This window comes from Pseudomonas asiatica (assembly GCF_040214835.1).
GTDB lineage: Bacteria > Pseudomonadota > Gammaproteobacteria > Pseudomonadales > Pseudomonadaceae > Aquipseudomonas > Aquipseudomonas putida_Z.
In genome coordinates this window covers 979,025-1,005,636 of the sequence record NZ_CP157874.1, presented here as the reverse complement: position 1 = coordinate 1,005,636, position 26,612 = coordinate 979,025, and the positions used below count along the sequence as shown (strand labels likewise).

The 26,612-nt window shown below is 62.6% G+C and carries 20 protein-coding genes; 11 read left to right on the top strand and 9 right to left on the bottom strand.

All coding sequences use genetic code 11. The features are described from left to right. The first annotated feature begins 829 nt into the window (after positions 1-829). From ABNP31_RS04630 to ABNP31_RS04615, 4 genes are all read left to right on the top strand, one after another. Positions 830-1,639 (top strand): AraC family transcriptional regulator, encoded by an 810-nt coding sequence (locus tag ABNP31_RS04630; RefSeq protein WP_085664502.1) that lies wholly within the window; start codon positions 830-832, stop codon positions 1,637-1,639. 64 nt (positions 1,640-1,703) lie between these two features. Continuing rightward, entirely contained in the window at positions 1,704-3,110 is a 1,407-nt protein-coding gene (locus ABNP31_RS04625) for an NAD(P)/FAD-dependent oxidoreductase (RefSeq protein ID WP_238067292.1), read from the top strand. Between the two features lie 32 nt (positions 3,111-3,142). Further along, a complete protein-coding gene (locus tag ABNP31_RS04620; RefSeq protein WP_238067291.1) occupies positions 3,143-3,484 on the top strand; it encodes a cupin domain-containing protein in 342 nt (113 codons plus the stop codon). A 52-nt stretch (positions 3,485-3,536) separates the two neighbouring features. Continuing rightward, positions 3,537-4,616, top strand: coding sequence for a polyamine ABC transporter substrate-binding protein (locus ABNP31_RS04615; protein ID WP_238067290.1), 1,080 nt, complete (start codon positions 3,537-3,539; stop codon positions 4,614-4,616). 117 nt (positions 4,617-4,733) lie between these two features. Here the strand turns inward: ABNP31_RS04615 and ABNP31_RS04610 are convergent, their stop codons facing one another. Next, positions 4,734-6,317: a peptide chain release factor 3 gene (locus ABNP31_RS04610; RefSeq protein ID WP_003257876.1), complete on the bottom strand. Its 1,584-nt coding sequence runs from the start codon at positions 6,315-6,317 to the stop codon at positions 4,734-4,736. Between the two features lie 558 nt (positions 6,318-6,875). Between ABNP31_RS04610 and ABNP31_RS04605 the strand changes: the two genes are divergently transcribed. Genes ABNP31_RS04605 through ABNP31_RS04590 form a run of 4 tightly spaced genes read left to right on the top strand, consistent with a single transcriptional unit; the run spans position 6,876 to position 10,321 of the window. After that, on the top strand, positions 6,876-7,589 hold the full coding sequence (locus ABNP31_RS04605) for an ABC transporter permease (protein WP_085616828.1): 714 nt from the start codon (positions 6,876-6,878) through the stop codon (positions 7,587-7,589). A gap of 13 nt (positions 7,590-7,602) precedes the next feature. Beyond that, a complete protein-coding gene (locus tag ABNP31_RS04600) occupies positions 7,603-8,517 on the top strand; it encodes a glycine betaine ABC transporter substrate-binding protein (RefSeq protein ID WP_350013042.1) in 915 nt (304 codons plus the stop codon). After that, entirely contained in the window at positions 8,514-9,167 is a 654-nt protein-coding gene (locus tag ABNP31_RS04595) for an ABC transporter permease (protein WP_025337792.1), read from the top strand. The genes ABNP31_RS04600 and ABNP31_RS04595 overlap by 4 nt, the downstream gene beginning before the upstream one ends. Then, positions 9,164-10,321: an osmoprotectant ABC transporter ATP-binding protein OsmV gene (locus ABNP31_RS04590; RefSeq protein WP_046615796.1), complete on the top strand. Its 1,158-nt coding sequence runs from the start codon at positions 9,164-9,166 to the stop codon at positions 10,319-10,321. Before ABNP31_RS04595 ends, ABNP31_RS04590 begins: the two co-directional genes overlap by 4 nt. Before the next feature lie 253 nt (positions 10,322-10,574). On the opposite strand, the gene ABNP31_RS04585 is transcribed toward ABNP31_RS04590, so the two are convergent. From ABNP31_RS04585 to ABNP31_RS04575, 3 genes are all read right to left on the bottom strand, one after another. Next, on the bottom strand, positions 10,575-13,004 hold the full coding sequence (locus ABNP31_RS04585; protein ID WP_350013041.1) for a TonB-dependent siderophore receptor: 2,430 nt from the start codon (positions 13,002-13,004) through the stop codon (positions 10,575-10,577). Positions 13,005-13,112: 108 nt separating this feature from the next. After that, positions 13,113-14,075: a FecR family protein gene (locus tag ABNP31_RS04580; RefSeq protein WP_350013040.1), complete on the bottom strand. Its 963-nt coding sequence runs from the start codon at positions 14,073-14,075 to the stop codon at positions 13,113-13,115. A 20-nt stretch (positions 14,076-14,095) separates the two neighbouring features. Then, complete coding sequence (locus tag ABNP31_RS04575) at positions 14,096-14,593, bottom strand: sigma-70 family RNA polymerase sigma factor (RefSeq protein ID WP_013971037.1); 498 nt, start codon at positions 14,591-14,593, stop codon at positions 14,096-14,098. Between the two features lie 494 nt (positions 14,594-15,087). Here ABNP31_RS04575 and ABNP31_RS04570 point away from each other — a divergent pair, with 494 nt between their 5' ends. Continuing rightward, positions 15,088-16,251: a type III PLP-dependent enzyme gene (locus tag ABNP31_RS04570; protein ID WP_186668187.1), complete on the top strand. Its 1,164-nt coding sequence runs from the start codon at positions 15,088-15,090 to the stop codon at positions 16,249-16,251. Between the two features lie 156 nt (positions 16,252-16,407). Here the strand turns inward: ABNP31_RS04570 and ABNP31_RS04565 are convergent, their stop codons facing one another. Both ABNP31_RS04565 and ABNP31_RS04560 read right to left on the bottom strand, forming a co-directional pair. Continuing rightward, positions 16,408-17,157 (bottom strand): tetratricopeptide repeat protein, encoded by a 750-nt coding sequence (locus ABNP31_RS04565; RefSeq protein ID WP_238067286.1) that lies wholly within the window; start codon positions 17,155-17,157, stop codon positions 16,408-16,410. A 3-nt stretch (positions 17,158-17,160) separates the two neighbouring features. Continuing rightward, on the bottom strand, positions 17,161-17,841 hold the full coding sequence (locus tag ABNP31_RS04560; RefSeq protein ID WP_085587454.1) for a Fe2+-dependent dioxygenase: 681 nt from the start codon (positions 17,839-17,841) through the stop codon (positions 17,161-17,163). A gap of 222 nt (positions 17,842-18,063) precedes the next feature. Between ABNP31_RS04560 and ABNP31_RS04555 the strand changes: the two genes are divergently transcribed. Together ABNP31_RS04555 and ABNP31_RS04550 are read left to right on the top strand one after the other, a co-directional pair. Then, positions 18,064-20,337 carry a TonB-dependent receptor gene (locus tag ABNP31_RS04555; RefSeq protein ID WP_025337784.1) on the top strand — a complete coding sequence of 758 codons (2,274 nt, stop codon included), beginning with the start codon at positions 18,064-18,066 and terminating at the stop codon, positions 20,335-20,337. A gap of 262 nt (positions 20,338-20,599) precedes the next feature. After that, the gene (locus tag ABNP31_RS04550; RefSeq protein WP_350013039.1) at positions 20,600-23,155 is read left to right on the top strand and encodes a sulfite reductase flavoprotein subunit alpha; all 2,556 of its coding nucleotides are present in this window, start codon (positions 20,600-20,602) and stop codon (positions 23,153-23,155) included. A gap of 129 nt (positions 23,156-23,284) precedes the next feature. Here ABNP31_RS04550 and ABNP31_RS04545 read toward each other — a convergent pair whose 3' ends face one another. The 3 genes from ABNP31_RS04545 to ABNP31_RS04535 all read right to left on the bottom strand — a co-directional run bounded on the left by ABNP31_RS04545 (position 23,285) and on the right by ABNP31_RS04535 (position 26,558). Beyond that, positions 23,285-24,076 carry an amidohydrolase gene (locus ABNP31_RS04545; protein WP_061551927.1) on the bottom strand — a complete coding sequence of 264 codons (792 nt, stop codon included), beginning with the start codon at positions 24,074-24,076 and terminating at the stop codon, positions 23,285-23,287. Then, positions 24,064-25,212, bottom strand: a complete 1,149-nt coding sequence (locus ABNP31_RS04540) for a pyridoxal phosphate-dependent aminotransferase (protein ID WP_238067283.1) — start codon at positions 25,210-25,212, stop codon at positions 24,064-24,066. Before ABNP31_RS04540 ends, ABNP31_RS04545 begins: the two co-directional genes overlap by 13 nt. 389 nt (positions 25,213-25,601) lie before the next feature. After that, positions 25,602-26,558, bottom strand: coding sequence for an RHS repeat-associated core domain-containing protein (locus tag ABNP31_RS04535; RefSeq protein ID WP_085665008.1), 957 nt, complete (start codon positions 26,556-26,558; stop codon positions 25,602-25,604). Positions 26,559-26,612 lie beyond the last annotated feature (54 nt).

The window sequence follows — 26,612 nt, the reverse complement described above, 5'->3', positions numbered from 1 at the left end:
AGGGACCGCGATCTCCTGTAGGAGCGGCCTTGTGTCGCGATGGGCCGCAAAGCGGCCCCAAAAATCTCAATGCATGAAGAACCAGATCAGGATAATCACCGGAATCGGCACCGGCCGGCGGAAATTGGGCCGAAGATACGAATTGCCGGATGGGTGAGTACCCGGCAGGTGGCTTGTCACTATACCGAGCAGTTTCTTTAGCCTTTAGATAGCCGGGGCTGCGTTGCAGCCCATCGCGACACAAGGCCGCTCCTACAAGGGACCGCGATCTCCTGTAGGAGCGGCCTTGTGTCGCGATGGGCCGCAAAGCGGCCCCAAAAATCTCAATGCATGAAGAACCAGGTCAGGATAATCACCGGAATCGGCACCGGCCGGTGGAAATTGGGCCGAAGATACGAATTGCCGGATGGGTGAATACCCGGCAGGTGGCTTGTCACTATGCCGAGCAGTTTCTTTAGCCTTTAGATAGCCGGGGCTGCGTTGCAGCCCATCGCGACACAAGGCCGCTCCTACAAGGGACCGCAATCTCCTGTAGGAGCGGCCTTGTGTCGCGATGGGCCGCAAAGCGGCCCCAAAAATCTCAATGCATGAAGAACCAGATCAGGATAATCACCGGAATCGGCACCCCAATCATCCAAAGCAGTATCGAGCGCATGGCCTTTCTCCTTGTTCGATGTTGAACAGACCGGTGCACTCGCCATGCCATCCCTGTCAAAAAATCACTCTCAACCGAATCAACGGCTTACTGCCCAAGCCGCTTGGCAAAACCGTGCAATATGCCGGATCCGCACCCTTGCAGCTGGGTGTTCTGCAATGCACTATCAGGCTCATGACCGCCACCACCCTCCCCGACGGCCCCGAGCAGACCCCGCTCACCGCCGACACCGTGCTGCGCTACCACCTGTGCTGGAAGCACCGCGACCTCGACGGCGTCATGGCGCTCTACCACCCCGACATCCAGTACCACGACTTCTTCCAGAACCGCGTGCTCGGCTACCAGGAACTGCGTGACTATGTGCGCGCCTGCCTGCCCCATGAAGCCGGCGAAGACATCGTGCACAGCGACCGCATCCGCGTCGACGGCTGTACCGCGTTCATCCAGTACCAGGTCACGGTCCAGGGCGGCGACGGCCTGGTGGCGTTTCAGTCCAGCGAGGCGATTACCGTGAAGGACGGCCTGATCTGGCAGGTCAACGAATACGCCACGCTGGTCCGCCGGAGCAGCAGTGGCCATGCCAGCAGCGGCCCGCGCCCGGCCACCAGCCGCCTGGGCCTGTCACCCCGACAGCTGTCGACCATGGCCCAGGACCTGGAACACTACTTCCAGCGCCAGCGCCCCTACCTGGACCCGGAGCTGGACCTGCAGCAGGTGGCCGACGCCAGCGGCTACAGCCGCAACCAGATCTCCTACCTGCTCAACCAGGTGCTCGGGCAAAGCTTCTACCGCTACGTCAACCAGGCCCGCCTGCAGCACTTGATGGCCAGCCTCGACGACGACAGCATCGAAGCCACGATCGACGAGCTGGCGTTCAATGCCGGTTTCAACTCGTTGTCGGCGTTCTACAAGTGTTTCCGCGAACACACCGGGCTTACGCCCAAGGCGTACCTTAAGCAAATTTCCCTGCGTGCACGCACGTAGGACAGCCGCCCGCCGACACCACTAGGATCGCCCACAGACCTTGACGGATGTGGAGCCGAACCCGATGCAACCCCTGCGCACGCTCAGCCTGTGGATGGACCAGCTCGACGAGCCGTTGTGCGCCCGCCCGGCCCTGCGCGAGGACCTGGACGCGGATGTGTGCATCATCGGCGCTGGCTACACCGGCCTGTGGACCGCCTACTACCTCAAGCGCCAGGCGCCACAGCTGAACATCGCGGTAATCGACGCCAACATCGCCGGCTTCGGCGCCTCGGGGCGCAACGGCGGCTGGCTGATGGGCAACCTGCTCGGCGAAGACCGCCTGCTGGCCACCCTGTCGCCGCAACAGCGCCGCGCCAGCATCGACCTGCTGCATGGCATTCCCGATGAAGTACACCGCGTGCTGCAACATGAAGGCATCGACTGCGACTACCGCAAAGGCGGCGTGCTGTACTGCGCCGCGCGCTACCCGGAACAGGAGCGCAGCCTGCGCGCCTACCTCGACGATCTTTATCGCCAAGGCATGACCGAGGACGACTACCGCTGGCTGCGCCCCGAACAGCTTGACGCTCAGTTGCGGGTCAGCAATGCCTATGGCGCCATCTACAGCCCGCACACCGCAACCATCCAACCCGCCAAGCTGGCGCGTGGCCTGGCCCGGGCGGTAGAAGCGCTGGGCGTACCCATCTACGAAAACACCCCAGCCATCGACTGGCAGCCGGGTGAGGTGCGTACCCCGTTGGCGCGCATCCGTTGCCAATGGATGGTACCCGCCGTGGAGGGCTACGCCGCCAGCCTGCCGCCACTGGGCAAACATCAATTGCCGGTACAGAGCCTGTTGGTGGCCACCGAACCACTGCCGGAGGCCACCTGGCAACAGATCGGCCTGAACCAGGGCCAGGCGTTCAGCGAAAGCAGCCGCCAGGTCACCTACGGCCAGCGCACCGCCGACAACCGCCTGGTATTCGGCGCCCGTGGCGGCTACCGCTTCGGTGGCCGCCTGCGCGAAAACTTCAACCTCGACGAACAGGAAATCGAGCTGCGCCGCTACCTGTTCAGCGAGTTGTTCCCGCAGTTGAAGCACGTGCGTATCACCCATTCCTGGGGCGGCAACCTGGGCATGGCGCGGCGCTTCCGCCCGCACATGCTCTGCGACCGTCAACGCGGCATCGCCCTGGCGGGCGGCTACGGCGGCGAAGGCGTCGGCGCCACCAACCTGGGCGGGCGCACCCTGGCGGCGCTGATCCTGAACCTGCACAACGAACTGACCGCGCAACCCTGGGTACTCGACAACCGCCCGCTTTCAAGCCTGGCCACTTGGCCACCCGAGCCCTGCCGCTGGCTGGGCTACAACGCAATCATCCAGAGCTTCGTCCACGAGGATCGGACCCTCGCCAACCCCGCCAGCGCGCCTTGGAGGCGGCGCCTGGCCAGCAATCTTGCGGACTTCATGGAAGGCTTCATGCACTGACCTCCCTTTCCCCGACACAGGATTTACCGGTCATGAGCATCACCCATTTCAAGAACACCAACAGCGCCGTGCTCGATAGCTCCAACCCCGTTGCGGTACCACTCGGCGAGCCCGTGGCGGTAACGTCGGTCACCTGTGTGGAGCGCAGCGACGGCGTCGAAACCGGCATCTGGGAGTGCACCCCCGGGCGCTGGCGGCGGCAGATCGTGCAGCAGGAGTTCTGCCATTTCACCAAGGGCCGCTGCACCTTCACCCCTGACGGTGGCGAGCCCCTGTTCATAGAAGCCGGAGACGCACTGATGCTACCGGCCAACAGCACGGGCACCTGGGACATCCAGGAGACCGTGCGCAAGACCTACGTCCTTATTTTCTGATCCGCTGATCGCCTGCCTTCGATAACAACACACAAAGCAAGGTAACCCCGACATGCGCACGCTCCTTCTCGCCCCCCTGATGCTGGCCGCCAGCGTGGCCGGTGCCGCCGAAACGGTGAAGATCTACAACTGGTCCAGCTACGTTGCCCCCGACACACTGAAGAACTTCCAGCAAGCCAGCGGTATCGTGCCCACCTACGACGTTTACGACAGCAACGAAACCCTCGACGGCAAGCTGATGACCGGCAACTCCGGCTACGACGTGGTGTTCCCGTCCAACCACTTCATGGCCCGTCAAATCCAGGGCAAAGCCCTGAAGCAGCTGGACAAGTCGCAGCTTCCCAACTGGCACAACCTCAATCCGGTGTTGCTCAAGGCACTGGAGGTCAATGACCCGGGTAACCAATACGGCTTCCCGTACCTGTGGGGCAGCACCGGCATCGGCTACAACGTCGACAAGGTCAAGGCGGTGCTCGGCGACAGCGCGCCAATAAACTCGTGGGACCTGATCTTCAAGCCTGAGTACATGAGCAAGCTGAAAAGCTGCGGCGTCGCCGTGCTGGACAACGGCCCTGAGCTGTTACCGATCGCCCTGCACTACCTGGGCCTGCCGCACCACAGCCAGAACCCGGCAGACTACGACAAGGCCAAGGCGCTGCTGATGCAGGTGCGGCCATACATCAGCTACTTCCACTCATCGAAGTACACCGGCGATCTGGCCAACGGCGATATCTGCGTGGTGGTGGGTTTCTCGGGGGATGTGTTGCAGGCGAAGAATCGTGCCGAGGAGGCGAAGAACGGGGTGAAGGTAGGGTATTCGATACCCAGGGAAGGCGCACCGATGTGGTTCGACATGGTTGCCATGCCGGCCGATGCACCGGATGAGAAGGCCGGGTATGCCTACATGAACTACCTGCTGCAGCCGGAGGTGATGGCCAACATCAGCAACCATGTGCAATACGCCAACGGCAACCTTGAGGCGGACGGGCTGGTGGATCCGGCGATGAAGGGTAATACGATGATTTACCCGAGCGAGGAAGTAATGGGCAAGCTGTATGCGCTGGAGGCGATGCCGGCCAAGATCGACCGTATTCGGACGAGGATCTGGACCAGTATCAAGGCAGGAAACTGAGTGCGGCCGTAACGCGGTCACTGTGGGAGCGGGTTTACCCGCGAATGCGATGTTGAATTCACCGACGCATTCGCGGGTAAACCCGCTCCCACAGGGGTCAGATGCAAGCTTTTCGAATCAGTGGTGCTCGCGGGTAGCGCGGAACTTGATGTCCGGCCAGCGCTCTTCCATCAGCGACAGGTTGACCCGGGTCGGCGCCAGGTAGGTCAGGTGCCCGCCACCGTCGATGGCCAGGTTCTCCATGGCCTTGTTCTGGAATTCCTCGAGCTTCTTCTTGTCGTCACAGCCGATCCAGCGGGCCGACCATACGGTGATCGGCTCGTAGGCGCACTCGACCTTGTACTCTTCCTTCAGGCGGCTGGCGACCACGTCGAACTGCAGCACACCGACTGCACCGAGGATGATGTCGTTGCTGCGCTCTGGGAAGAACACCTGAGTCGCACCTTCTTCGGCCAGCTGTTGCAGGCCCTGGCGCAGCTGCTTGGATTTCAGCGGGTCCTTCAGGCGCACGCGGCGGAACAGCTCCGGAGCGAAGTGCGGGATACCGGTGAAGCCCAGCGCCTCGCCTTCGGTGAAGGTGTCGCCGATCTGGATGGTGCCGTGGTTGTGCAGGCCGATGATGTCGCCGGCATAGGCCTCTTCCAGCTGCTCACGCTCGGAGGAGAAGAAGGTCAGCGCATCGCCGATACGCAGGTCCTTGTTGATCCGCACGTGGCGCATCTTCATGCCCTTCTCGTACTTGCCCGAGCAGATACGCATGAAGGCGATGCGGTCGCGGTGTTTCGGGTCCATGTTCGCCTGGATCTTGAACACGAAGCCGGTGAACTTCTCTTCCACAGGCTCCACGGTGCGCTCGTGGGCAACACGGCCCAGCGGGCGCGGCGCCCAGTCGACGACGGCGTCAAGCACATGGTCGACACCGAAGTTGCCCAGCGCGGTACCGAAGAACACCGGGGTCAGCTGGCCGTTGATGAACTCTTCCTGGTTGAACTCGTGGCAGGCGCCCTGCACCAGCTCCAGCTGTTCGACGAACGAATCGTACTGGTCGCCCAGGTGGGCACGGGCTTCGTCCGAGTCCAGCTTCTGGATGATCTTGGCTTCGGTGCGCTCGTGGCCGTGGCCCGGGGTGTACACCACGATGTAGTCACCGGTCAGGTGGTACACGCCCTTGAAGTCGCGGTAGCAACCGATCGGCCAGGTGATCGGCGCGGCCTTGATCTTCAGCACGGCTTCGATCTCGTCCAGCAGCTCGATCGGGTCGCGGATGTCGCGGTCGAGTTTGTTGATGAAGCTGACGATCGGCGTGTCGCGCAGGCGGCACACGTCCATCAGGGCGATGGTACGTGGCTCTACACCTTTACCGCCGTCGAGCACCATCAGCGCCGAGTCCACCGCGGTCAGGGTGCGGTAGGTGTCTTCCGAGAAGTCTTCGTGGCCGGGGGTGTCGAGCAGGTTGATCATGTGCTCGCGGTACGGGAACTGCATCACCGAGGTGGTGATGGAGATGCCGCGCTGCTTCTCCATTTCCATCCAGTCGGAGGTGGCGTGGCGGTCGGACTTGCGCGACTTCACGGTACCGGCGACGGCAATGGCCTTGCCCATCAGCAGCAGCTTCTCGGTGATGGTGGTCTTACCGGCGTCGGGGTGGGAAATGATTGCGAAAGTGCGGCGCTTCGCGACTTCGGCGGCCTGGTTGGTCATGGGAAATCGCCTGACTGGGGGATTTAAAAGGGGCGATATCATACCTGAAGTTGGGCCGGGACCAAAATTTGCTGAACCGGCGGTGCCTGTTCCGACCCTTTCGCGGGTAAACCCGCTCCCACAGGTATCACACCATCTTTGAAACCTGTGCAGGACCTGTGGGAGCGGGTTTACCCGCGAAAGGGCCCGCCCAGAGGCCACAAATTCGCCAGGCAATCGCTTTATCACGACAAATGGCCCAAGAGCAGTTATTTCAACGCCTACAGCACATTAACCCGCTGCTTTTTCTCGTCAATTTTCCAACCAACCAGTGATTAACGCTGGCCAAATGCCGCCCCAGATGGGAACCTTTACGCCCACGGAGACGTCCACTCCCCTGCAACCCGCTTCGGTTGGGGAGCTGGTTTCATCAGCATTTTCGGGCCCGACGGGGTTCGGCTCATGGCCTGATCGCAGCCTTCGGCGTGCGTCACGCTGCTACTCGCGAACACACCACCCGCCGCCAGGACTGGCCGGCAACCAAGAAGTGTGCTCGCCGACTACACAAGGAGTCCACCTGTGGCTGAACGCTACGGAAAAGGGCTGTTGGGATGGGCCGCCGTGCTCGTCATCCTGGCCCTGCTGGTCCACTGGATCGGCATCGACACGATCGCGCGTTATCGCGACGATCTTGGGTTCTACCTGCAAGCGCACCTGGTACTGGTGCTGGCTTCGATGGCGGCGGCGCTGGCCGTGGGCATCCCCGCCGGCATTGCGTTAAGTCGACCGCACCGGGTCGACAAAGCCGAGCGCTTCATGCAGTTGTTCAACGTTGGTAACACCATCCCTCCCCTGGCCGTTCTGGCCATCGCCCTGAGTATCCTGGGCATCGGCGCCGGGCCCGCGATCTTCGCGCTGTTCCTCGCCTCCCTCCTGCCCATCGTGCGCAACACCTACGAGGGCCTGAAAAACGTCCCCGCCTCGCTCAAGGAAGCCGCCACCGGCATCGGCATGACCCCGCGCCAGCAACTGTGGCAGGTGGAGCTGCCCAACGCCGTGCCAATCATCGTTGGCGGTGTGCGCGTGGCCCTGGCGCTGAACGTCGGCACCGCACCGCTGGCGTTCCTGATTGGCGCCAACAGCCTGGGCAGCCTGATCTTCCCCGGAATCGCCCTGAACAACCAGCCACAGCTGCTGCTGGGGGCTGCCTGCACCGCACTGCTGGCGCTGGCGCTGGACGCGGCGGTGAGTTTCTCCAGCAAGCGCTGGCTGGAACGTGGCCTGGCCCAATAAAGATAGGGAACGTATGAACAAGAGAATCGCCTTGCTGCTGGGCGCGGCCCTGCTGTTCGCAGGATTTGCCCAGGCGGCGGACAAACCACTGATCCGCATCGGCGCGCGGGTGTTCACCGAACAGACCGTACTCGCCGAAATCACCGCGCAATACCTGCGCGCCAACGGCTATGACGTGCGCGTCACCACCGGCCTTGGCAGCAATATCGCGCGCCAGGCCCAGGAAACCGGCCAGCTCGACCTGATGTGGGAATACACCGGCGTGTCGCTGGTGTCGTACAACCATATCGACGAGCGCATGCCCAGTGCCGAGGCCACCTTCGCCAGGGTGAAGGCGCTGGATGCGAAGAAGGACCTGATCTGGCTGACCCCGTCGAAGTTCAGCAACACCTACGCGCTGGGCCTGCCCAAGCAGATCGCCGAGGCTTATCCGCAGATCAACTCGATCAGCGACCTCAACCAGATACTGCGTGACGAAAGCCACCGCAACCACCTGGTGGCGCTGGACACCGAGTTCGCCAACCGCCCCGATGGCCTGGTCGGCCTGCGCGAGATGTACGGCCTGCCACTGGACCGCCGCAATATCCGCCAGATGGACGGCGGCCTGGTGTACACCGCGATGCGCAACAACCAGGTGTTCGCCGGGCTGGTGTACACCACCGACGGCCGCCTGAACGCCTTCGACCTCAAGCTGCTGGAGGACGACAAGCACTACTTCCCCGACTACACCGCCGCGCCGGTGGTGCGCAAAGCTGTGCTCGACGCCAACCCGCAGCTGGCCGGCCTGCTCAAGCCACTGGCCGAACAGTTGGATGACGCAACCATGCGCCAGCTCAACGCCAAGGTCGATGTCGAGCACCAGAACCCGACTGCCGTGGCCGCCACCTTCCTGCGTGAGCACCCACTGAACAGCGAGGGCCAGCCATGAACCTGATCGATACCTTCAACCATCTGGACTGGGCCCAGGTGCTGCAACTGACCTGGCAGCACATCATGCTGGTCGGCGTCGCCGTGGGCCTGGCGATCATCGTCGGCGTACCGCTGGGCATCCTGATGACCCGCTTCCCGGCCGTCGCCGGCCCATTGCAGGCCAGCGCCACAGTGTTGCTGACCATCCCCTCGATCGCCCTGTTCGGCCTGCTTCTGCCGTTCTACTCCAAGTTCGGCCAGGGCCTCGGGCCGCTGCCGGCGATCACTGCGGTGTTTCTCTACTCACTGCTGCCGATCATGCGCAACACCTACCTGGCGCTGACCAACGTCGAACCCGGCATCCGTGAAGCCGCGCGTGGCATCGGCATGACCTTCGGCCAGCGCCTGCGCATGGTCGAACTGCCCATCGCCGTGCCGGTGATCCTCGCCGGCGTGCGCACCGCCGTGGTGATGAACATCGGCGTGATGACCATCGCCGCCACCATCGGCGCCGGCGGCCTTGGCGTGCTCATCCTCACCTCCATCAGCCGCAGCGACATGTCGATGCTGCTGGTCGGCGCCGTGCTGGTCAGCCTGCTGGCGATCATCGCCGACCTGCTCCTGCAAACCCTGCAACGTGCCCTGACTCCAGAAGGACTGCGCTCATGATCGAACTGAAGAACCTCAGCAAAACCTTCAACGTCAACGGCAAGGACGTCAAAGCCGTCGACTCGGTAAGCCTCACCGTCAACGAAGGGGAAATCTGCGTATTCCTCGGCCCCTCGGGCTGCGGCAAGAGCACTACCCTGAAAATGATCAACCGCCTGATCACGCCCACTTCCGGCCAGGTGTTCATCAATGGCGAAGACACCACCGGGCTGGACGAGGTCACCCTGCGCCGGCACATCGGCTATGTCATCCAGCAGATCGGCCTGTTCCCCAACATGACCATCGAGGAGAACATCACCGTGGTGCCGCGCCTGCTCGGCTGGGACAAACAGAAGTGCCATGAACGCGCCCGCGAACTGATGCACATGATCAAGCTGGAGCCCAAGCAGTACCTGCAGCGCTACCCGCGCGAGCTGTCCGGCGGACAGCAGCAGCGTATCGGCGTGATCCGCGCCTTGGCGGCGGAAGCGCCGGTGCTGCTGATGGACGAGCCGTTCGGCGCGGTCGACCCGATCAACCGCGAGATGATCCAGAACGAGTTCTTCGAGATGCAGCGGGCCTTGAACAAGACCGTGATCATGGTCAGCCATGACATCGACGAAGCCATCAAGCTGGGCGACAAGATCGCCATCTTCCGCGCCGGCAAGCTGTTGCAGCTGGACCACCCGGACACCTTGCTGGCGCACCCGGCGGACGAGTTCGTCAGCAACTTCGTCGGCCAGGACAGCACCCTCAAGCGCCTGCTGCTGGTGCGTGCGGAGGATGCGGCAGACAACGCGCCATCGGTAAGCCCGCAGACGCCGGTGAGCGATGCGCTGGAACTGCTGGACGAGCACGACCGCCGCTACGTGGTGGTGACCGATGCGCAGAACAAGGCACTGGGCTACGTGCGCCGGCGTGACATGCATCGCCAGCAAGGGACTTGTGGCGACTTCCTGCGGCCGTTCAATGCCACGGCGTCGCATGACGAGCATTTACGCATCCTGTTGTCGCGGATGTACGAGTTCAACCGGGCGTGGCTGCCGGTGCTGGATGCCGAGCAGGTGTTCCTGGGCGAGGTGACGCAGGAGTCGATTGCGGCGTACCTGAGTTCGGGGCGCTCGCGGGGGGCCAAGACCAGCATTGTCTCGCCGGCCGAGGCGGTAATTTCGTAAACGCCGGGGGCGCGCTGCGCCCCTTTCGCGACGCAAGGCCGCTCCTACAGCAGATCGCGTTCCTGTGTAGGAGCGGCCTTGTGTCGCGATGGGCCGCAAAGCGGCCCCGGCAATCTAGGCTCAAAACCCAAGTAATGGATTGCCTGTGCCGGCCTCTTCGCGGGTAAACCCGCTCCCACAGGGTCGATGCAAGGCTAAAGACCTGCGCGGTACCTGTGGGAGCGGGTTCACCCGCGAAGCAGGCGACGCGATGTCAGAACCCTACACTGGCCTGCACATAGAAGGTCCGCGGCTCACCCACATAGATGCCAGCATTGTTGTCGCTGGAGCGGGTGAAGTACTGCTTGTCGAACAGGTTCTTCACCCCCGCCGCCAGCTTCAGGTTGGACATCTGTGGCCCGAACTCATACCCGCCACGGGCATGCCAGGTCACATAACCCGGGATGTCGCCAAACTGCCCATCCGCACTCGGCTCGGTGATGTAATCGCCGTTGAAGCTGCCATCGGCATTGATCCCGGTACCCGGAGCGCGCTGCTTGGATTGGGCGTAGGCATCCAGGTTCCAGGTCCAGTGGTTTACCGCGTAACGCACCCCGGCAGTAGCCACCTGGCGTGAATAGAACGGCAGGTCACGGCCCTCGAAGCCAGGAATGTCCCCTTCATAAGTAGCGCGGGTATAGGTGTAGCCACCGCTCACCGACAGCCCTTCCAGGCGCGGGTCCAGCCCGTCCAGGTCATAGCGCACCGAGGCCTCGATACCCTGGTGCTTGGTCGCGCCGAGGTTGGTCCAGCCCACATCGTTGCTGATGTACTGCAGTTCGTCATCGAAGTCGATGTAGAACGCCGTCAGCTCACCGGCAAAGCCGCCATTGTCATAGCGGGTACCGATCTCGTAGGTCTTGGCCTTTTCCGGCTCCAGGCCATTGGCGGTGCTGTTGCCAGTACCACCCTGGCCCAGCTGGAAGTACTGCAGGCTACCGAACGAGGTCTCGTAGTTGGCGAACACCTTCCACGCATCGGAGATGTGGTACATCACGCTCAGCGCCGGCAGTGGCTCGTTGCTGGTGATGCTGCGTTTCTTCTCCGGCACCGGCTGGCCGTTGGCACCGAGCACCGGGCGGTCACGCCAGTCGGTGTTGATATGCTCGAAGCGGATACCTGGGGTGATGGTCCAGTTACCCACGTCGATCTTGTCGTCGATGTAGTAGGCACTGGCCTCGGTACCACCGCTGCGGTCCTGGAACACATGGCCGTCGGAGGTCGGGGTCGGCGTCGGCACGTTGTCGATCAGCGCCAGGCGGGTCGACTGCTCACGCATCGCTTCCTTCAGGTAGCGGTAACCCACGCTGACTTCCTGGGTGGTCGGGCCGGCGAAGAAGATCCGCGACAGCCGCGGTTCGATGGCAAAGGTATGGTAGTTGCGCGGGTACGACGACAGGGTCTTCATGTCGCGCGAGGCAATGGCGCTGCCGCGGAAGCTGTCGGTGTAGTAGGTCAGCAATTCGAACTGGGTGGCGTCGTCGAGCTGCCGCTGCCACTTGAACGACACGTCCTTGCGCCGGCCGGCGAAGTAGTCGTAGTCGCGCAGCGACTGGTACGGGTTGCTGTCGTATTGCGCCTGGGTCAGGCCGCCGGGCATGTCGGCACGGCCGTCGTAGTAGTGGAAGTTGAGCCAGAACTCGTCAACGTCGGTCGGCGCCCAGTGGGTCTTGAGGATGACGTCGTCGATGTCGTTGCCGTTGTTGCTTTCACGGTAGCCGTTGCCATTCACCCCGGTGTACAGCAGCGCCACGCCCATGCCGTTGTCCGCCGTGCCGCCGACGAAGGCCGACTCGGTGTGTTTCCAGCCACCATGCTGGGAGGTTTCCAGGGTGGTGGACAGCTCGGCCGAGGCCTTCTCCGGGATAGCCCGGGTAACGAAGTTGATCACCCCGCCGACGTTCTGCGGGCCATAGCGCACGGAACCGGCGCCACGCACCACGTCGATGCTGTCGAGGTTGCCCGAGGAAATCGGCGCCATCGACAGCTGCGGCTGGCCATAGGGCGCGAAGGCGGCCGGGATGCCGTCGATCAGCACCGTGGAGCGTGGCGACAGGCGCGAAGTCAGGCCGCGAACACCCACGTTCAGCGACAGGTCGCTGCCGCCGGTGCCGTTGGAGTCCTGCACCTGCACGCCCGGGATGCCGCGCAGCACGTCGCGCACGTTCATTGCGCCCTTCTCCACCATCGCCTCGCGGCGTACCACGGTGCGCGCGCCGGGGTGGTTCTGCACCACGCTCTGCTGGGCATCGCCCAGCCAGTCACCCACCACCTTGATGTCGGTGGGCGCCAGCTCCAGGCTGCCGGTGGTGAGGGTGCCATCGGCCTGGGCCGGCTTGACCACCACGGTGCCCTGGGACATCTCGTAGGTCAGGCCGCTGCCTTGCAGCAGCTGCTGCAGCGCCTGCTCGGGCGCCAGCTGGCCGGACACCGCCGGGGCCTGCTTGCCGGCCACCAGCTCGGGGCTGAAGAACAGTTGCAGGCTGGTCTGCTGGCCCAGCTGGTTCAGCGCCGAAGCCAAGGGTTGGGCCTGGATCTGGATGATGCTGCCGGCCTCTGCGGCCTGGCTGTTGACGGCCACGGCGCTGACCGCCAGGGCCAGCGCCAGGGCGCGGAAGCGTGGGAAGGGCTTGTTGTTGTTCACGTCGTCGAAACTTCCTGGAATACGGAATAAACGCCAACCGCATGCAAATGGAAATGCTTGGCAGTTGCAGCTGGCGGGGAAGACGAACGAGCGGAAAAAAACCTGAATCTATTTCGCGATTATTTCGCGCGAGCCATCTTCATGGGCCTTGATGGCCACCGGCAGGATGCTCGGCAAGGCACGCAGCAGCGCATCGGTGTCGTCGGTGCTGAAGGTGCTGGACAGCCGCAGCTGGGCGACTTTGCCGGGGGCGACCCGCAGCGGCTGGCTGCGGTAGCGCGAGGCTTCGGCCACCACCTCGGCCAGGGTGGCGTTGTCGAACACCAGCCTGCCTTGGCGCCAGGCAGTCAGGGCGCCGGTATTCACCGTATAGGGCGCCGCCACCTGGCCTTGTGCATCTATATGCGAGCCCTGGCCCGCCGTGAGCTGCGCCAGCGAGGCGCCCTTGCCCTGCACACGCACCGAGCCCTGCTCCACCGCCACGCGGGTGCTGGCCGGGTCCAGGCGGACGTCGAAACGGGTACCGGTGACAGTCACGCTGCCCTGGGCGGTGTCGACCACGAACGGCCTGTCACTGTCGTGGGCGACGGTGAACATCACCTCACCCGCCATCAGCCGGACCTGCCGCTGGCCGGCGCTGAAAGCGACCTGCACTTGCGTGCTGCCGTTGAGTTCAAGGTGCGAACCATCCGGCAGTTCGACCTGGCGGCGTTCGTTGAAGGCAGTCTGCAAGCTGCCCTGGTGATTCAGTTGCTGGTAGTGCCAGCCGCCCCAGCCCAGGCCCAACGCCAGTGCGGCCACGCTGGCGGCCAAGGCCTGGCGCACGAAGCGCCGACGTGGCAACTGGCGTACCGGTGCCGGCTGGCACAGCGCTTCCAGGCGCTGGCGCGGGATGAAGTCGGTGGCCTGCCACAGACGGGCGAGCTGCTGGTACTCATCACGGTGCCGTGCATCGCCTTCCAGCCAGACGTGCAGCTGCGCCTGCAGCCCGGCATCGCGAGGCGCATCCTGCACCCGGGCGAACCACGCGGCCGCCTGCTCGCGGACGGTATCGGTACCGTGCTGTTTCATCGAAAAGGTCTCCTGACTCATCATGCCGACACATCCAGGTGCTCACGCAGATGCCGGAGCGTGCGGATCATATACTTTTCGACCATGTTCTTGCTCAACCCCATGCGCTCGGCGATCTCGGCCTGGGTCAGGCCTTCGAGCTTCTGCCAGATGAACACCTGCCGGCAATTGAGCGGCAGTTCGGCCAGCGCCCGCTCGACACTGTCGGCCAGCTCCAGCGCATGCACGTAGGCCTCGGGGTCGCCACTGCCGGCCACGCCTTCGTCGAAGGCTTCCAGCTCCAGGGCCTGGCGGCGGTCCTCGCGCCGGAAACCATCCACGGCAATATTGCGGGCGGTCTGGTGCAGGTAGGCGCGTGGCTGCTCGACCTGCTCGCGCGGGTTTTCCAGTACCCGGACAAAGGCATCGTGGGTGAGGTCCTCGGCCTGCTGTCGACTGCGCAACTTGCGCGTCCAGGTGCCGATCAGCTCATGGTAGTGGTCGAGGAAGCCTTTGGGTCCGGACACGGTCGGGGTCATCAGGGAGGCAGACAAGGGTGCGAATAGTAATGTTTCGCATCAAACACGGCAATTCCGCCAGTCGGTAACAAAAAATTTATCGTCTTTTTCATGCACGGCGGTGCCAGCGAAATGTGGCCATAAATATGAACACCTGAGGCCCTTTCGCGGGCACGCCCGCTCCCACAGGAACCGCGAGATGCCTGTGGGAGCGGGCGTGCCCGCGAAGGAGCGAACGCGCTCCATTCCACTATTTTTTACGCTTGAAACACTCCGGGGAACATCAGCCGGTCACATGGGTCGGTTATTCAAATGGCAGGTCGTCGATCCGCGTCGATCACGCCCGGATTGCCTGTTGATTCTGCATTCTTCACGCCCTAAAGTGCGCGCCGAACGTCCATGCTGGAAACGATCCATCCGGCTCAAGTACTGAGTAGGCGAACCAAAGTGGGGATACGGAGGACGTTCAGTTTGCAGCCACTTAAATTTTCAGTTTGCCCATGGAGTCCCTGAGCATGTCGATCCAGGTCGAAGACTATTTCGCGCGTGACACCTTCCAGAAAATGAAGGCGTTCGCCGACAAGCAGGAAACCCCGTTCGTACTCATCGACACCCAGATGATCAGCCAGGCCTATGACGACCTGCGTGCTGGTTTCGAATTCGCCAAGGTGTACTACGCGGTCAAGGCCAACCCGGCCGTGGAAATCATCGACCTGCTCAAAGAGAAAGGTTCGAGCTTCGACATCGCCTCGATCTACGAGCTGGACAAGGTGCTGGGCCGCGGCGTCAGCGCCGACCGTATCAGCTACGGCAACACCATCAAGAAGTCCAAGGACATCCGCTACTTCTACGAGAAGGGCGTGCGCCTGTATGCCACCGACTCGGAAGCCGACCTGCGCAACATCGCCAAGGCCGCACCGGGTTCGAAAGTGTACGTACGTATTCTCACCGAAGGCTCGACCACTGCCGACTGGCCGCTGTCGCGTAAATTCGGTTGCCAGACCGACATGGCCATGGACCTGCTGATCCTCGCCCGCGACCTGGGCCTGGTGCCTTACGGCATTTCCTTCCATGTCGGCTCGCAGCAGCGCGACATCAGCGTGTGGGACGCAGCCATCGCCAAGGTCAAGGTGATCTTCGAGCGCCTGAAGGAAGAAGACGGCATCGAGCTGAAGCTGATCAACATGGGTGGCGGCTTCCCGGCCAACTACATCACCCGGACCAACAGCCTGGAAACCTACGCCGAAGAGATCATCCGCTTCCTGAAGGAAGACTTCGGTGACGACCTGCCGGAAATCATCCTCGAGCCGGGCCGTTCGCTGATTGCCAACGCCGGTATCCTGGTCAGCGAAGTGGTCCTGGTTGCACGCAAGTCGCGCACCGCCGTCGAGCGCTGGATCTACACCGACGTGGGCAAGTTCTCCGGCCTGATCGAAACCATGGACGAAGCCATCAAGTTCCCGATCTGGACCGAGAAGAAAGGCGAGGCCGAAGAAGTGGTCATCGCCGGCCCGACCTGCGACAGCGCCGACATCATGTACGAAAACTACAAGTACGGCCTGCCGCTGAACCTGGCCATCGGCGACCGCCTGTACTGGCTGTCGACCGGTGCCTACACCACCAGCTACAGCGCAGTGGAATTCAACGGCTTCCCGCCGCTGAAGGCTTTCTACCTGTAACGCAAGACGGGGCCGCAAGGCCCCGTTTTCATTTGTGCTTTCCTGTACCGGCCTCTTCGCGGGCAAGCCCGCTCCCACAGGTGCGGCGCTCACTTCAGGCCCAGCGCAGTACCTGTGGGAGCGGGTTCACCCGCGAAAGGGCCAGCACAGACGGCCTCAAGCTTCGCGCCGTTCGATCTCCTCGGCATACCGCGCCGCAAAGGCCATCAACACCGGCCCGGCACCCTGCAAGGTCACCAGCGCACTGCGCAGGAAATTCATGTTCCCCTCGACCCGCGCCCGCTCCAGCCAGGGCCCGGCTTCCGCCACCTGCCCACGCTCGACCAGCACCAGCCCCAGGCTGAACATGCCTCGAAAGTCCCCCGCCTCGGCCGAACGCCGATACCAGCGCACCGCCCGTGCCGGGTTGGGCGCCGTGGCGATGCCTTGCTCCAGGTAACGCCCGTACAGGTTCATCGACTTGGCATGCCCCATGTGCGCGGCCTTCTCGTAGCACATCAGAGCCTGCGCCTGGTTGGCCGGTATGCCGCGCCCGGTGGCCAGCAGGTTGCCCAGGTTGTACAGCCCCCAGTCCAGCCCGGCATCGGCCGCACGGGCATAGTGGATGGCCGCCTGTGCCTGGCTTGGCTCACCGCCCCAGCCATGCTCCAGGCAACGCCCCAGCATGTTGTGCGCCATGGCACTGCCGCCCTGGGCGGCGATGCCGAACCAGCGCCTGGCCACGGCGGCATCCGCCTGAATGCCGCGCCCGTCGAGCAGGATCTGCCCCAGCAGCAACTGTGCCTCCACCGCGCCCTGCCCGGCCGCCGCCAGGATCGCCTGGGCGGCCTTGCCAGGGCTTTCTTCCAGCATGGCCTGCAAACCGGCCACATCCACCACTTCCTCACGCCGCAACTGATAGGACACGGCTCAGACCTCGGCCCAGCGGCGCAGCAGGTTGTGGTAGGTGCCGGTCAGCTGTAGCAGTGATGGATGCTCCGGCACATCGGCAGTCAGTTGCTGGATGGCATTGTCCATCTCGAACAGCAATGCCCGCTGGCTGTCCTCGCGCACCAGGCTCTGGGTCCAGAAGAACGCGGCGTAACGCTGGCCACGGGTAACCGGGTTGACCTTGTGCAGGCTGGTGCCGGGGTACAGCACCAGGTCACCGGCGGCCAGCTTGACCTGCTGCACGCCATAGGTGTCCTGGATCACCAGCTCGCCGCCGTCGTAGCTGTCCGGATCGCTGAGGAACAGCGTGGAAGAAAGATCGGTACGCACCCGCTCCGGGCTGCCCTTGGGCTGGCGCAGGGCGTTGTCGATGTGGAAGCCGAAATTGCCGCCTTCGCGGTAGCAGTTGATCAGCGGCGGGAACACCTTGTGCGGCAAGGCTGCAGACATGAAGCGCGGGGTCTGCCACAGGCGGTCGATCAGCGCACTGCCGATCTCCTTGGCCAGCGGGTGGCCTTCCGGCAACTGCAGGTTGTGCTTGGCCTTGGCCGACTGGTAGCCAGCCGTGATCTTGCCGTCGGCCCAGTCGGCCTGCTCCAGCGCCTCGCGGATACGGGCCAGTTCATCGGCGTGAAACAGGCCGGGGATGTGAAGCAGCATGGCGGCAGCACCGTTGGAAAATGTAAAGGCGTCAATGATATTGATTCCCTTTTGCGCTTCACAAGCCCCATTCGCCGCTTAAGACGTTTCAGCTTGATGAAACCGTAAAGGCAAATTGTAAAGATTGTAAATTCTTCACGAATGGTAACGAATCTCAATTGTGAGTCACAATTGCTTACATTAAGATCCGCGGCCTTAACACCTTGGGGAAGGTCCTTAGCAATGCGCCAGTACGTACCATCTGCAGTGAGTTCACCACGCCTGATCGTGTCTGCCATCGGCGTCGCCCTCAGCGCTTCGTCGGCCTATGCCGCCGACCCGGCCGCCAGCAGCGCTATCACCCTCGACGCCACCAGCGTCAACGGCAAGGCTGAACAGGCCAGCACCGATTACAAGGTCGACAAGGCCTCTTCGCAGAAGTACACCGCGCCGCTGGTAGATACCCCGCGCTCGATCACCGTGATCCCGCAGCAAGTGATCAAGGACACCAGCGCCCTGACCCTGCAGGATGCACTGCGCACTGTGCCAGGCATCACCATGGGTGCCGGCGAAGGTGGCAACCCCTCCGGCGATCGCCCATTCATTCGCGGCTTCGACAGCCAAAGCTCGATGTACCTGGACGGCGTGCGCGATACCGGTTCGCAAACCCGCGAAATCTTCGCCATCGAGTCGGTGGAAGTAGCCAAGGGCCCGAACTCCTCGATCGCTGGCCGCGGCGCTGCCGGTGGCACCATCAACATGGTCAGCAAGCGTGCGCACCTGGGCAATTCGCTCGACGGCGCCTGGACCTGGGGCAGCGATCAGACCCAGCGCTACACCCTGGATGGCAACTATCAGTTCAGCGACAGCGTCGCTGGCCGCCTGAACCTGATGACCCACAAAAGCAACGTCGCCGGCCGCGATGAGGTCAACTACGACCGCTGGGGCGTGGCACCTTCGCTGGTGTTCGGTCTGGGCACCGATACCCGCGTGAGCCTTGACTACTACCACGTGGAAAGCGACGACCTGCCGGATTCGGGAATTCCCTACAGCCTGCGCTCCGGCAGCTCGGCCGCTCGCACCTCGGCCAACCCGGACAAACCGACCCACGGCGGTGGCAGCAGCAGCAACTACTACGGCCTGGTCGGTCGCGATTTCTCCAAGAGCCGTGCAGATATCTCGACCATCAGCATCGAGCACGACCTGAGCGACTCGCTGACCATCAAGAACACCTTGCGCCATGGCAACACGCTGCAGGATTACATCTACAGCCAGCCAGACGACAGCAAGGGCAACATCCTCAACGGTGAAGTCTGGCGTCGCCCGAACAACCGTGTCGCCAACACCCGCACGACCACCAACCAGACCGACCTGTATGGCGATTTCTACGTTGGTGGCATGAAGAACAGCTTCTCCACCGGTATCGAACTCAGCCGGGAAACATCGGTGAAATCGGGCTATGACGTCACCGGTTTCGGCGCAGGCAGCTGCTCGAGCGCAACAGGCCAGATCTCCGGTGTCTGTACCTCGTTCCCGAACCCCAATCCGCATGAAGAGTGGGACGGCACCATCAGCCGCACCGAAGCCGGTGCCGATACTTCTGGCAACACGCGCGCCATCTACTTCACCGACACGCTGGAGCTCGACCCGGCCTGGTTGCTGACCATGGGTCTGCGTTACGACCACTTCGACACCAAGGTCAAGACCAAAGCGGCCAACGGTTCTACCAGCTTCAAGACCGAAGACACCAGTGAGTTCGTCACTGGCCAACTGGGTCTGACCTGGAAGCCTGCCGAGAACGGCAGCATCTATGTGTCCTATGCCACCTCCGCCACCCCTCCTGGCGCCTCGCTCGGCGAAGGTTCCGACGGCAACGCGCTGGTCACGGCCACCACCACCAGCGAGCTGAAACCGGAAAAAACCACCAACTACGAAATCGGTACCAAGTGGGATCTGCTCGACGAACGCCTGGCGTTGACCGCGGCCATTTTCCGCACCGAGAAGGAAGACGCTCGTGTACTGGTGGATAACAACACCTACCAGAACATCGGCAAGACCCGTGTCGATGGCCTGGAGCTCAGCGCCAGCGGCAAGCTGACCGACGCCTGGCAAGTATTCGCCGGCTACACCTACCTGGATGCCAAGCTCGTCGACGGCGGCGCGCAGCGGGTCGGCACGGTGTTCATCGATGGTTACAACGATGGCAACCAGCTGCCTAACACACCGAACAACAGCCTGACCCTGTGGACCACCTACAACGTCACGCCGAAGCTGACCATTGGTGGTGGTGCCTTCTACGTCGATGAAGTGTTCGGCAACACCACCAACAGCGTGATGGTCGACTCGTACTGGCGCTACGACGCCATGGCCAGCTACAAGCTGACCAAGCACGTCGACCTGCAGTTGAACGTGCAGAACCTCACCAACGAGGTCTACTACGACAAGGCCTACAGTGGGCACTATGCCAACCAGGCCGCCGGGCGGACTGCGCTGTTGACCACCAGCTTCCACTTCTGATGCCGGGATGGGGTTGATCTGTTGAATGGGCTGCGCCTGTGCCGGCCCTTTCGCGGGTGAACCCGCTCCCACAGAGATATCACTGGACCTGAGGTCAGTGCAGTACCTGTGGGAGCGGGTTCACCCGCGAAGAGGCCGGTACAGACAACACAAGCCTGACTGACGAGCCCACCCTGCCCCGTTCATTCCCGTGAGCGGGGCTTTTGCGTATCAAGGCATAATGCACGCCGCGCAGTGTGCGGCAGAAACACAAGGTGATCATGTGGTGAAGAAGACGCTGTTCCAATTGCACTGGTTCTTTGGCATCACCGCTGGCCTGGTGCTGGCCTTGATGGGTATCACCGGGGCCTTGTACTCGTTTCAGGAAGAACTGCTGCGCGCGCTGAATGCCGATGTCCTGAAGGTCCAGGTGCGCCCGGAGGGCGTGCTGCCCCCGGCCGAACTGGTCCAGCGGGTCGAGGCCCAGCAGCACGACAAGGTGGCGATGCTGTGGGTCGATGTACGCGAAGGCAACGCCGCACGCGTCTTCTTCACCCCCCCACCAGGCGAGCGCCGTGGCCAGTTGCGCTATGCCGACCCGTACACCGGCGAACTCAAGGGAGAAGTGGCCGGGCAAGGCTTCTTCAACCTCATGCTCAACCTGCATCGCTTCCTGGCCATGGGCGACAGCGGCCGGCAGATCACCGGTGCCTGCACCCTGATGCTGGTGTTCTTCTGCCTCTCCGGCCTGTACCTGCGCTGGCCGCGCAAGGCGCAGGACTGGCGCACCTGGCTGACCTTCGACTGGGCCAAGAAAGGCCGCGCCTTCAACTGGGACCTGCACGCGGTGGCCGGCACCTGGTGCCTGCTGTTCTACCTGCTGTTCGCCCTGACCGGGCTGTTCTGGTCCTACGAGTGGTACCGCGAGGGCCTGAACAAGCTGCTGGCCGACGCGCCGGCCGCCGGCCAGCAGCAAAAGCGCGGCGAAGGCCGTGGCCGCCACGGGCCGCAGAAGATCGACAAGAACGCCCCGCCGCTGGTGGTCGACTACGACGCAATCTGGGCCAACCTCAAGGACGCTGCCGGCCCGGGCCTGGCCATGTACAACCTGCGCCTGCCACCGGTAGGCGGCCAGCCGGCCAACCTGTTCTACCTGCTGGACAACGCCGACCACCCACGTGCCTTCAACACCCTGGTACTGGACCCGGCCAGCGGCCAGGTGAAAAGACATGACCGCTACACCGACAAGTCCTTCAAGGCCCAGTTGCTGCAGAGCGTCTACGCCCTGCACGTGGGCGAATACTTCGGCCTGCCGGGGCGCATCATCGTCACCATCGCCAGCCTGACCATGCCGCTGTTCTTCGTCACCGGCTGGCTGCTGTACCTCGACCGCCGTCGCAAGAAGCGCCAGGTACGTGCCGCCCGTGGCAACGTCACCAGCAACACCACCAGCGGCGACAGCTGGCTGATCGGCTTTGCCAGCCAGAGCGGGCTTGCCGAACAACTGGCCTGGCAGAGCGCCGGGCAGCTTCAGGCCGCCGGCCTGCCCGTGCAGGTACGCGCCCTGGCAGAACTGGGTGAAAGCGACCTGCGCCAGGCCCGCCGTGCGCTGTTCGTGGTCAGCACCTTCGGCGACGGCGAAGCCCCCGACAGCGCCCGCGCCTTCGAGCGCAAGGTGCTCGGCCAGCCTTGGGCGCTGGACAACCTCAGCTATGCCCTGCTCGCCCTCGGTGACCGCCAGTATCCACACTTCTGCGGCTTCGCCCGCCGCCTGCAGGCATGGCTGGGTGAACGCGGTGCCAGCAGTGCGTTCAGCCCAGTGGAAGTGGACAACGCCGACCAGGCCGCGCTGCAGCAGTGGCAGCAGGAACTGGCGCAACTGACCGGCGCCCAGCCAGTGGCCGCCTGGCAGCCGCCGAGCTTCGGCAACTGGTCGCTGGTGCGCCGCGAACTGCTCAACCCGGGCAGCCAGGGCCAGCCGGTGTACCTGCTGGGCCTGCGACCGGAACAGCCCGCCAGCTGGGAAGCTGGCGACCTGGTGGAGATCCTGCCGCTCAACGGCCAGCCGAGGATCGACGCCTTCCTCGATGGCATGGCGCTGGACGCCGGGGCCAAGGTGCAAGTGAATGGCCTGGGCGAAACCCTCGCCCAGGCCCTGGCCGGCCGCCAGTTGCCGACCCGTCGCGATCACCTGATCGGCCTACAGCCGCAAGCACTGGTCGACGCACTGGTGCCGATCGGCAGCCGCGAATACTCGATTGCCTCGATCGCCAGCGATGGCGTGCTGGAGCTGATCGTGCGCCAGGAGCGCCATGCCGATGGCAACCTGGGCCTGGGTTCCGGCTGGCTGACCGAATACCTGCCGCTTGACGGTACGCTGAGCCTGCGTTTGCGGCGCAACAGCAGCTTCCACCTGCCGGAAACGGCTGCACCGCTGGTGTTGATTGGCAACGGTACCGGCCTGGCCGGCCTGCGCAGCTTGCTCCGCGCGCGGGTGAATGCTGGCGAGCAGCGCAACTGGCTGCTGTTCGGCGAGCGTAACCGGGCGCATGACCTGCTGTGCGGCAACGAGCTGCAAGGCTGGCTGGACAACGGCGACCTGGCACGCCTGGACCTCGCATTTTCGCGGGATCAGGCCGACAAGGTGTATGTGCAGGATGTGTTGCTGCAGCAGGCTGAAGAGCTCAAGCGCTGGGTCGCGGATGGTGCCTGTGTGTATGTCTGCGGCAGCCTGCAAGGGATGGCTGCCGGGGTGGATGCGGCGCTCAACGGCATCCTCGGGGAAGCGGTTGTGCAGCAGCTGATCGAGGATGGGCGGTATCGGCGGGATGTGTACTGATCGGAAACTGATGTACCCAGCACCGGCCTCTTCGCGGGTAAACCCGCTCCCACAGGGTCCTCACAGATTTTGAATACTGTGCGGTACCTGTGGGAGCGGGTTTACCCGCGAAGAGGCCGGTACAGACTGTCAGTGCAGCTCGAAGGTGTCAGCATCCAGGTTGGCCGGGAACTTGGTCCGGTAGGCCGCCAGCTCCGCCGCGCTCAACACCACGGTGAACACCCCGTCGGCCTCCCCGGCACTGAGCAGGCTCTCGCCCTGGAAGTCCAGCACCTGGCTGTCGCCGGAATAGGCAAAGCCCTTGCCGTCGGTGCCCACCCGGTTCACCGCCGCCACATAGCACAGGTTCTCGATACCCCGCGCTGGCAACAGGCGGTTCCAGTGCTGGCGGCGCGCAGCCGGCCAGTTGGCGGTGTATAGCAACAGGTCGGTGTCCTGGGCATCACGGCTCCACACCGGGAAGCGCAGGTCGTAGCAGATCAGCGGGCGAATCCGCCAGCCCTTGAGCTCGAACTGCACCTGGCGCTCACCTGGGGTGTAATGCTTGTGCTCACCGGCCATGCGGAACAGGTGGCGCTTGTCGTAGTGCAGGATCTCGCCATCCGGCCGGGCCCACAGCAGGCGGTTGCGGTGGCTGCCATCGGCGGCCTGGATGATCACGCTGCCGGTAATCACCGTGTTGTACTTCTTCGCCTGGGCCTTCAGCCATTTGTAGGTCGGGCCGTTTTCCGGCTCGCAGAGGCTTTCCGATTGCATGGAAAAACCAGTGGTGAACATTTCCGGCAGGATCACCAGGTCCACTTCGCCCACCTGCTCCAGCAGCACCTCGAAGTGCGCATAGTTGGCCTCGCGGTCGTGCCAGGCCAGGGTGGTCTGCACCAGGGCGACTTTCAGGTTCGGCAGTGTGCTCAGATCGCGCATAGTTTTTCCGCTGCCTGACGCAGCGTCTCCTCTCGTTTGGCAAAGCACAGGCGGACCATGCGTTGCTCGGGGATGGGTTGCTGGTAGAACACCGACACCGGGATGGTCGCCACGCCGTGCTCACGGGTCAGCCACAGCGACATGTCGACATCGTTCAGGTCCGGGCGGATCTGCGAATAGTCCACCAGCTGGAAATAGGTACCCGCCGTACGGGTGAAACGGAACCGCGAACCCTCCAGCAAGCCGCAGAACAAGTCTCGCTTGGCCTGGTAGAAGGCCGGCAGTTCATCGATATGCTCGGGGTGCTCAGCCATGAAATCGGCCAGGGCGCACTGCAGCGGGGTCACCCCGCAGAAGTTGACGTACTGGTGCACCTTGCGCAGCTCGGCACTCAGCGCCGGCGGGGCGATCACATAGCCGGTCTTCCAGCCGGTGACGTGATAAGTCTTGCCGAACGAGCTGACCACGAAGGCGCGCTGGTACAGTTGCTCGTGGGCCAACACGCTGGCATGGCGTACACCGTCATAGACCAGGTGCTCGTAGACCTCGTCGCTGACCAGGTAGATATCGCGGTCAGCGATAAGCCGGGCCAGTTGGTCCAGGTCTTCTTGGGTAATCAGCGCACCGCTGGGGTTGTGCGGCGAATTGAGAATGACCATGCGCGTGCGCGGGCTGAGGGCATCGCTGAACTTCTGCCAGTCGATGCGGAAATCGCCATCGCTCAGCTGTACATGCACGCAGCGCCCACCAGCCAGTTCCACGGACGGCTCGTAGCTGTCGTAGCAAGGGTCGAAGACGATTACCTCGTCACCGGCATGCACTACTGCCTGGATGGCGCAGAAGATCGCCTCGGTGGCTCCAGGGGTGATGGTCACTTCCTGGTCGGCATCCACCTGCACGCCATACAGCCGCGCCACCTTGGCCGCCACCTGCTGGCGCAGGGCCGGCAGGCCGGTCATCGGCGAATACTGGTTATGCCCGGCGGCCACATGCCGGCCGACTGCATCGAGCAGCGCCTGCGGGCCATTGAAGTCGGGGAAGCCTTGCGACAGGTTGAGCGCGCCGGTCTGCACGGCGAGCTGGGACATGGTGGTGAAGATGGTCGTGCCGACATTCGGCAGTTTGCTGCGGATCATGGAGCCCTCTTTCCTGGGGTGTATCCGGCACGGGGTGGAGTCCGAGCATAGCGGATCGAGCGGTCAGGAAAAAGGTTGAAACAATAGGGGGATTTGCGCTGGATCAAAGGCTGTTGTCGGTGCGGGCTTGGATCCCGCTATATGGGCTTATCAAGAAACCCCGCTTCGTAGCCTAGCGCGAAAAGTGCGTGCGCGACGATCATACAGCGTAGAAGCAAGCTCGGATGCTCATTGATAACCCGCAAAATTCGAGCGCTGCCTCGACCAGCGCTCGCTTAATTTCTGTCCCATGGTCGCTCACTACTTTTTTGTGGCGTATCGAATTAAAGATACTAAGAGGCGGGTCTGCCGCAACGCTACATTTTACTCCGATTACTTTGACAAACATTTTACTCTGCACGAATCGTAAAAGCCTCAGCAGTTAAATTTAACCTATCCAGCGAGCGCGTGCTGCGCAAGGCCCCGTTGAATGTTTCGCCACCAGTGAGCGCCCCTTTATAGGACTGACTACGGGATAACTTTGGCCTTGGCGGGCCCGGCAACTGCATTTGATAGAACACGAAATTAGCTGCAGTACCGAAGAACTTAAACGCTTGACCAAGACGCCCCAGCACCGAAGGAAAATCGACTTTCTCACTTGCACGCCAATAGCCTTGGGGGCTATTTAGTTTGAGCTGCGCCAATCTCGACATGTGGGAATTCGTTGAATCTTCCGTGGATTGCAAAAAATGAGTAAAGTGCTTTTTTAGCTTAGAAGCTTTGCGTTTGCCCATACCCGGAGAATAATCCAGATTATCGATCTTCGCCTTCAACGATGACGCCAGGTCATCCATCTCCCTCATAAATTTCTTGGATTCCTTATACCCTGCCGGTTTGAGCAAGGGTTTTAAAGACTCCCCTAGATGACCACTCGAGTCGGTGTAATTTATAGGGTCCCCGTCGCAATACCCATATGCGTTCAATACCTTAAAAGGTGCAAAACTGTCTGGAGAATTAAATCTCATGCGATTAAAAAATCTGTAGCCATTCCCCAGCATGTATCCCTGAATTAAATTATCGTAATACTCACCATTGAACCCTAGCAGGGAACGGCCCGCCGAAAGGGAAGAACAATGGCCATAAGCAGTATAATCAAACCTCTCCCACCTCCCCTGATGCCCCACGCCATTCACGGAGCCGGATTTATTGACCGACAATAAGCTGACATTTTGTACAGCACTGCCAGTCCATTCAGCTAATGCTTGCTCCCCCCCTCGAAACACGGTTCGACTGTCTTGATCACGAAGGCGCGCATGTATATCACCGTCACAATAAAACAGACTCACAGTTTTACGCTGAAGCCCCATAGATATAGATCCCCGCCGCTGACAGACAACTCGATTAGGCACAAGTCTTTCAAA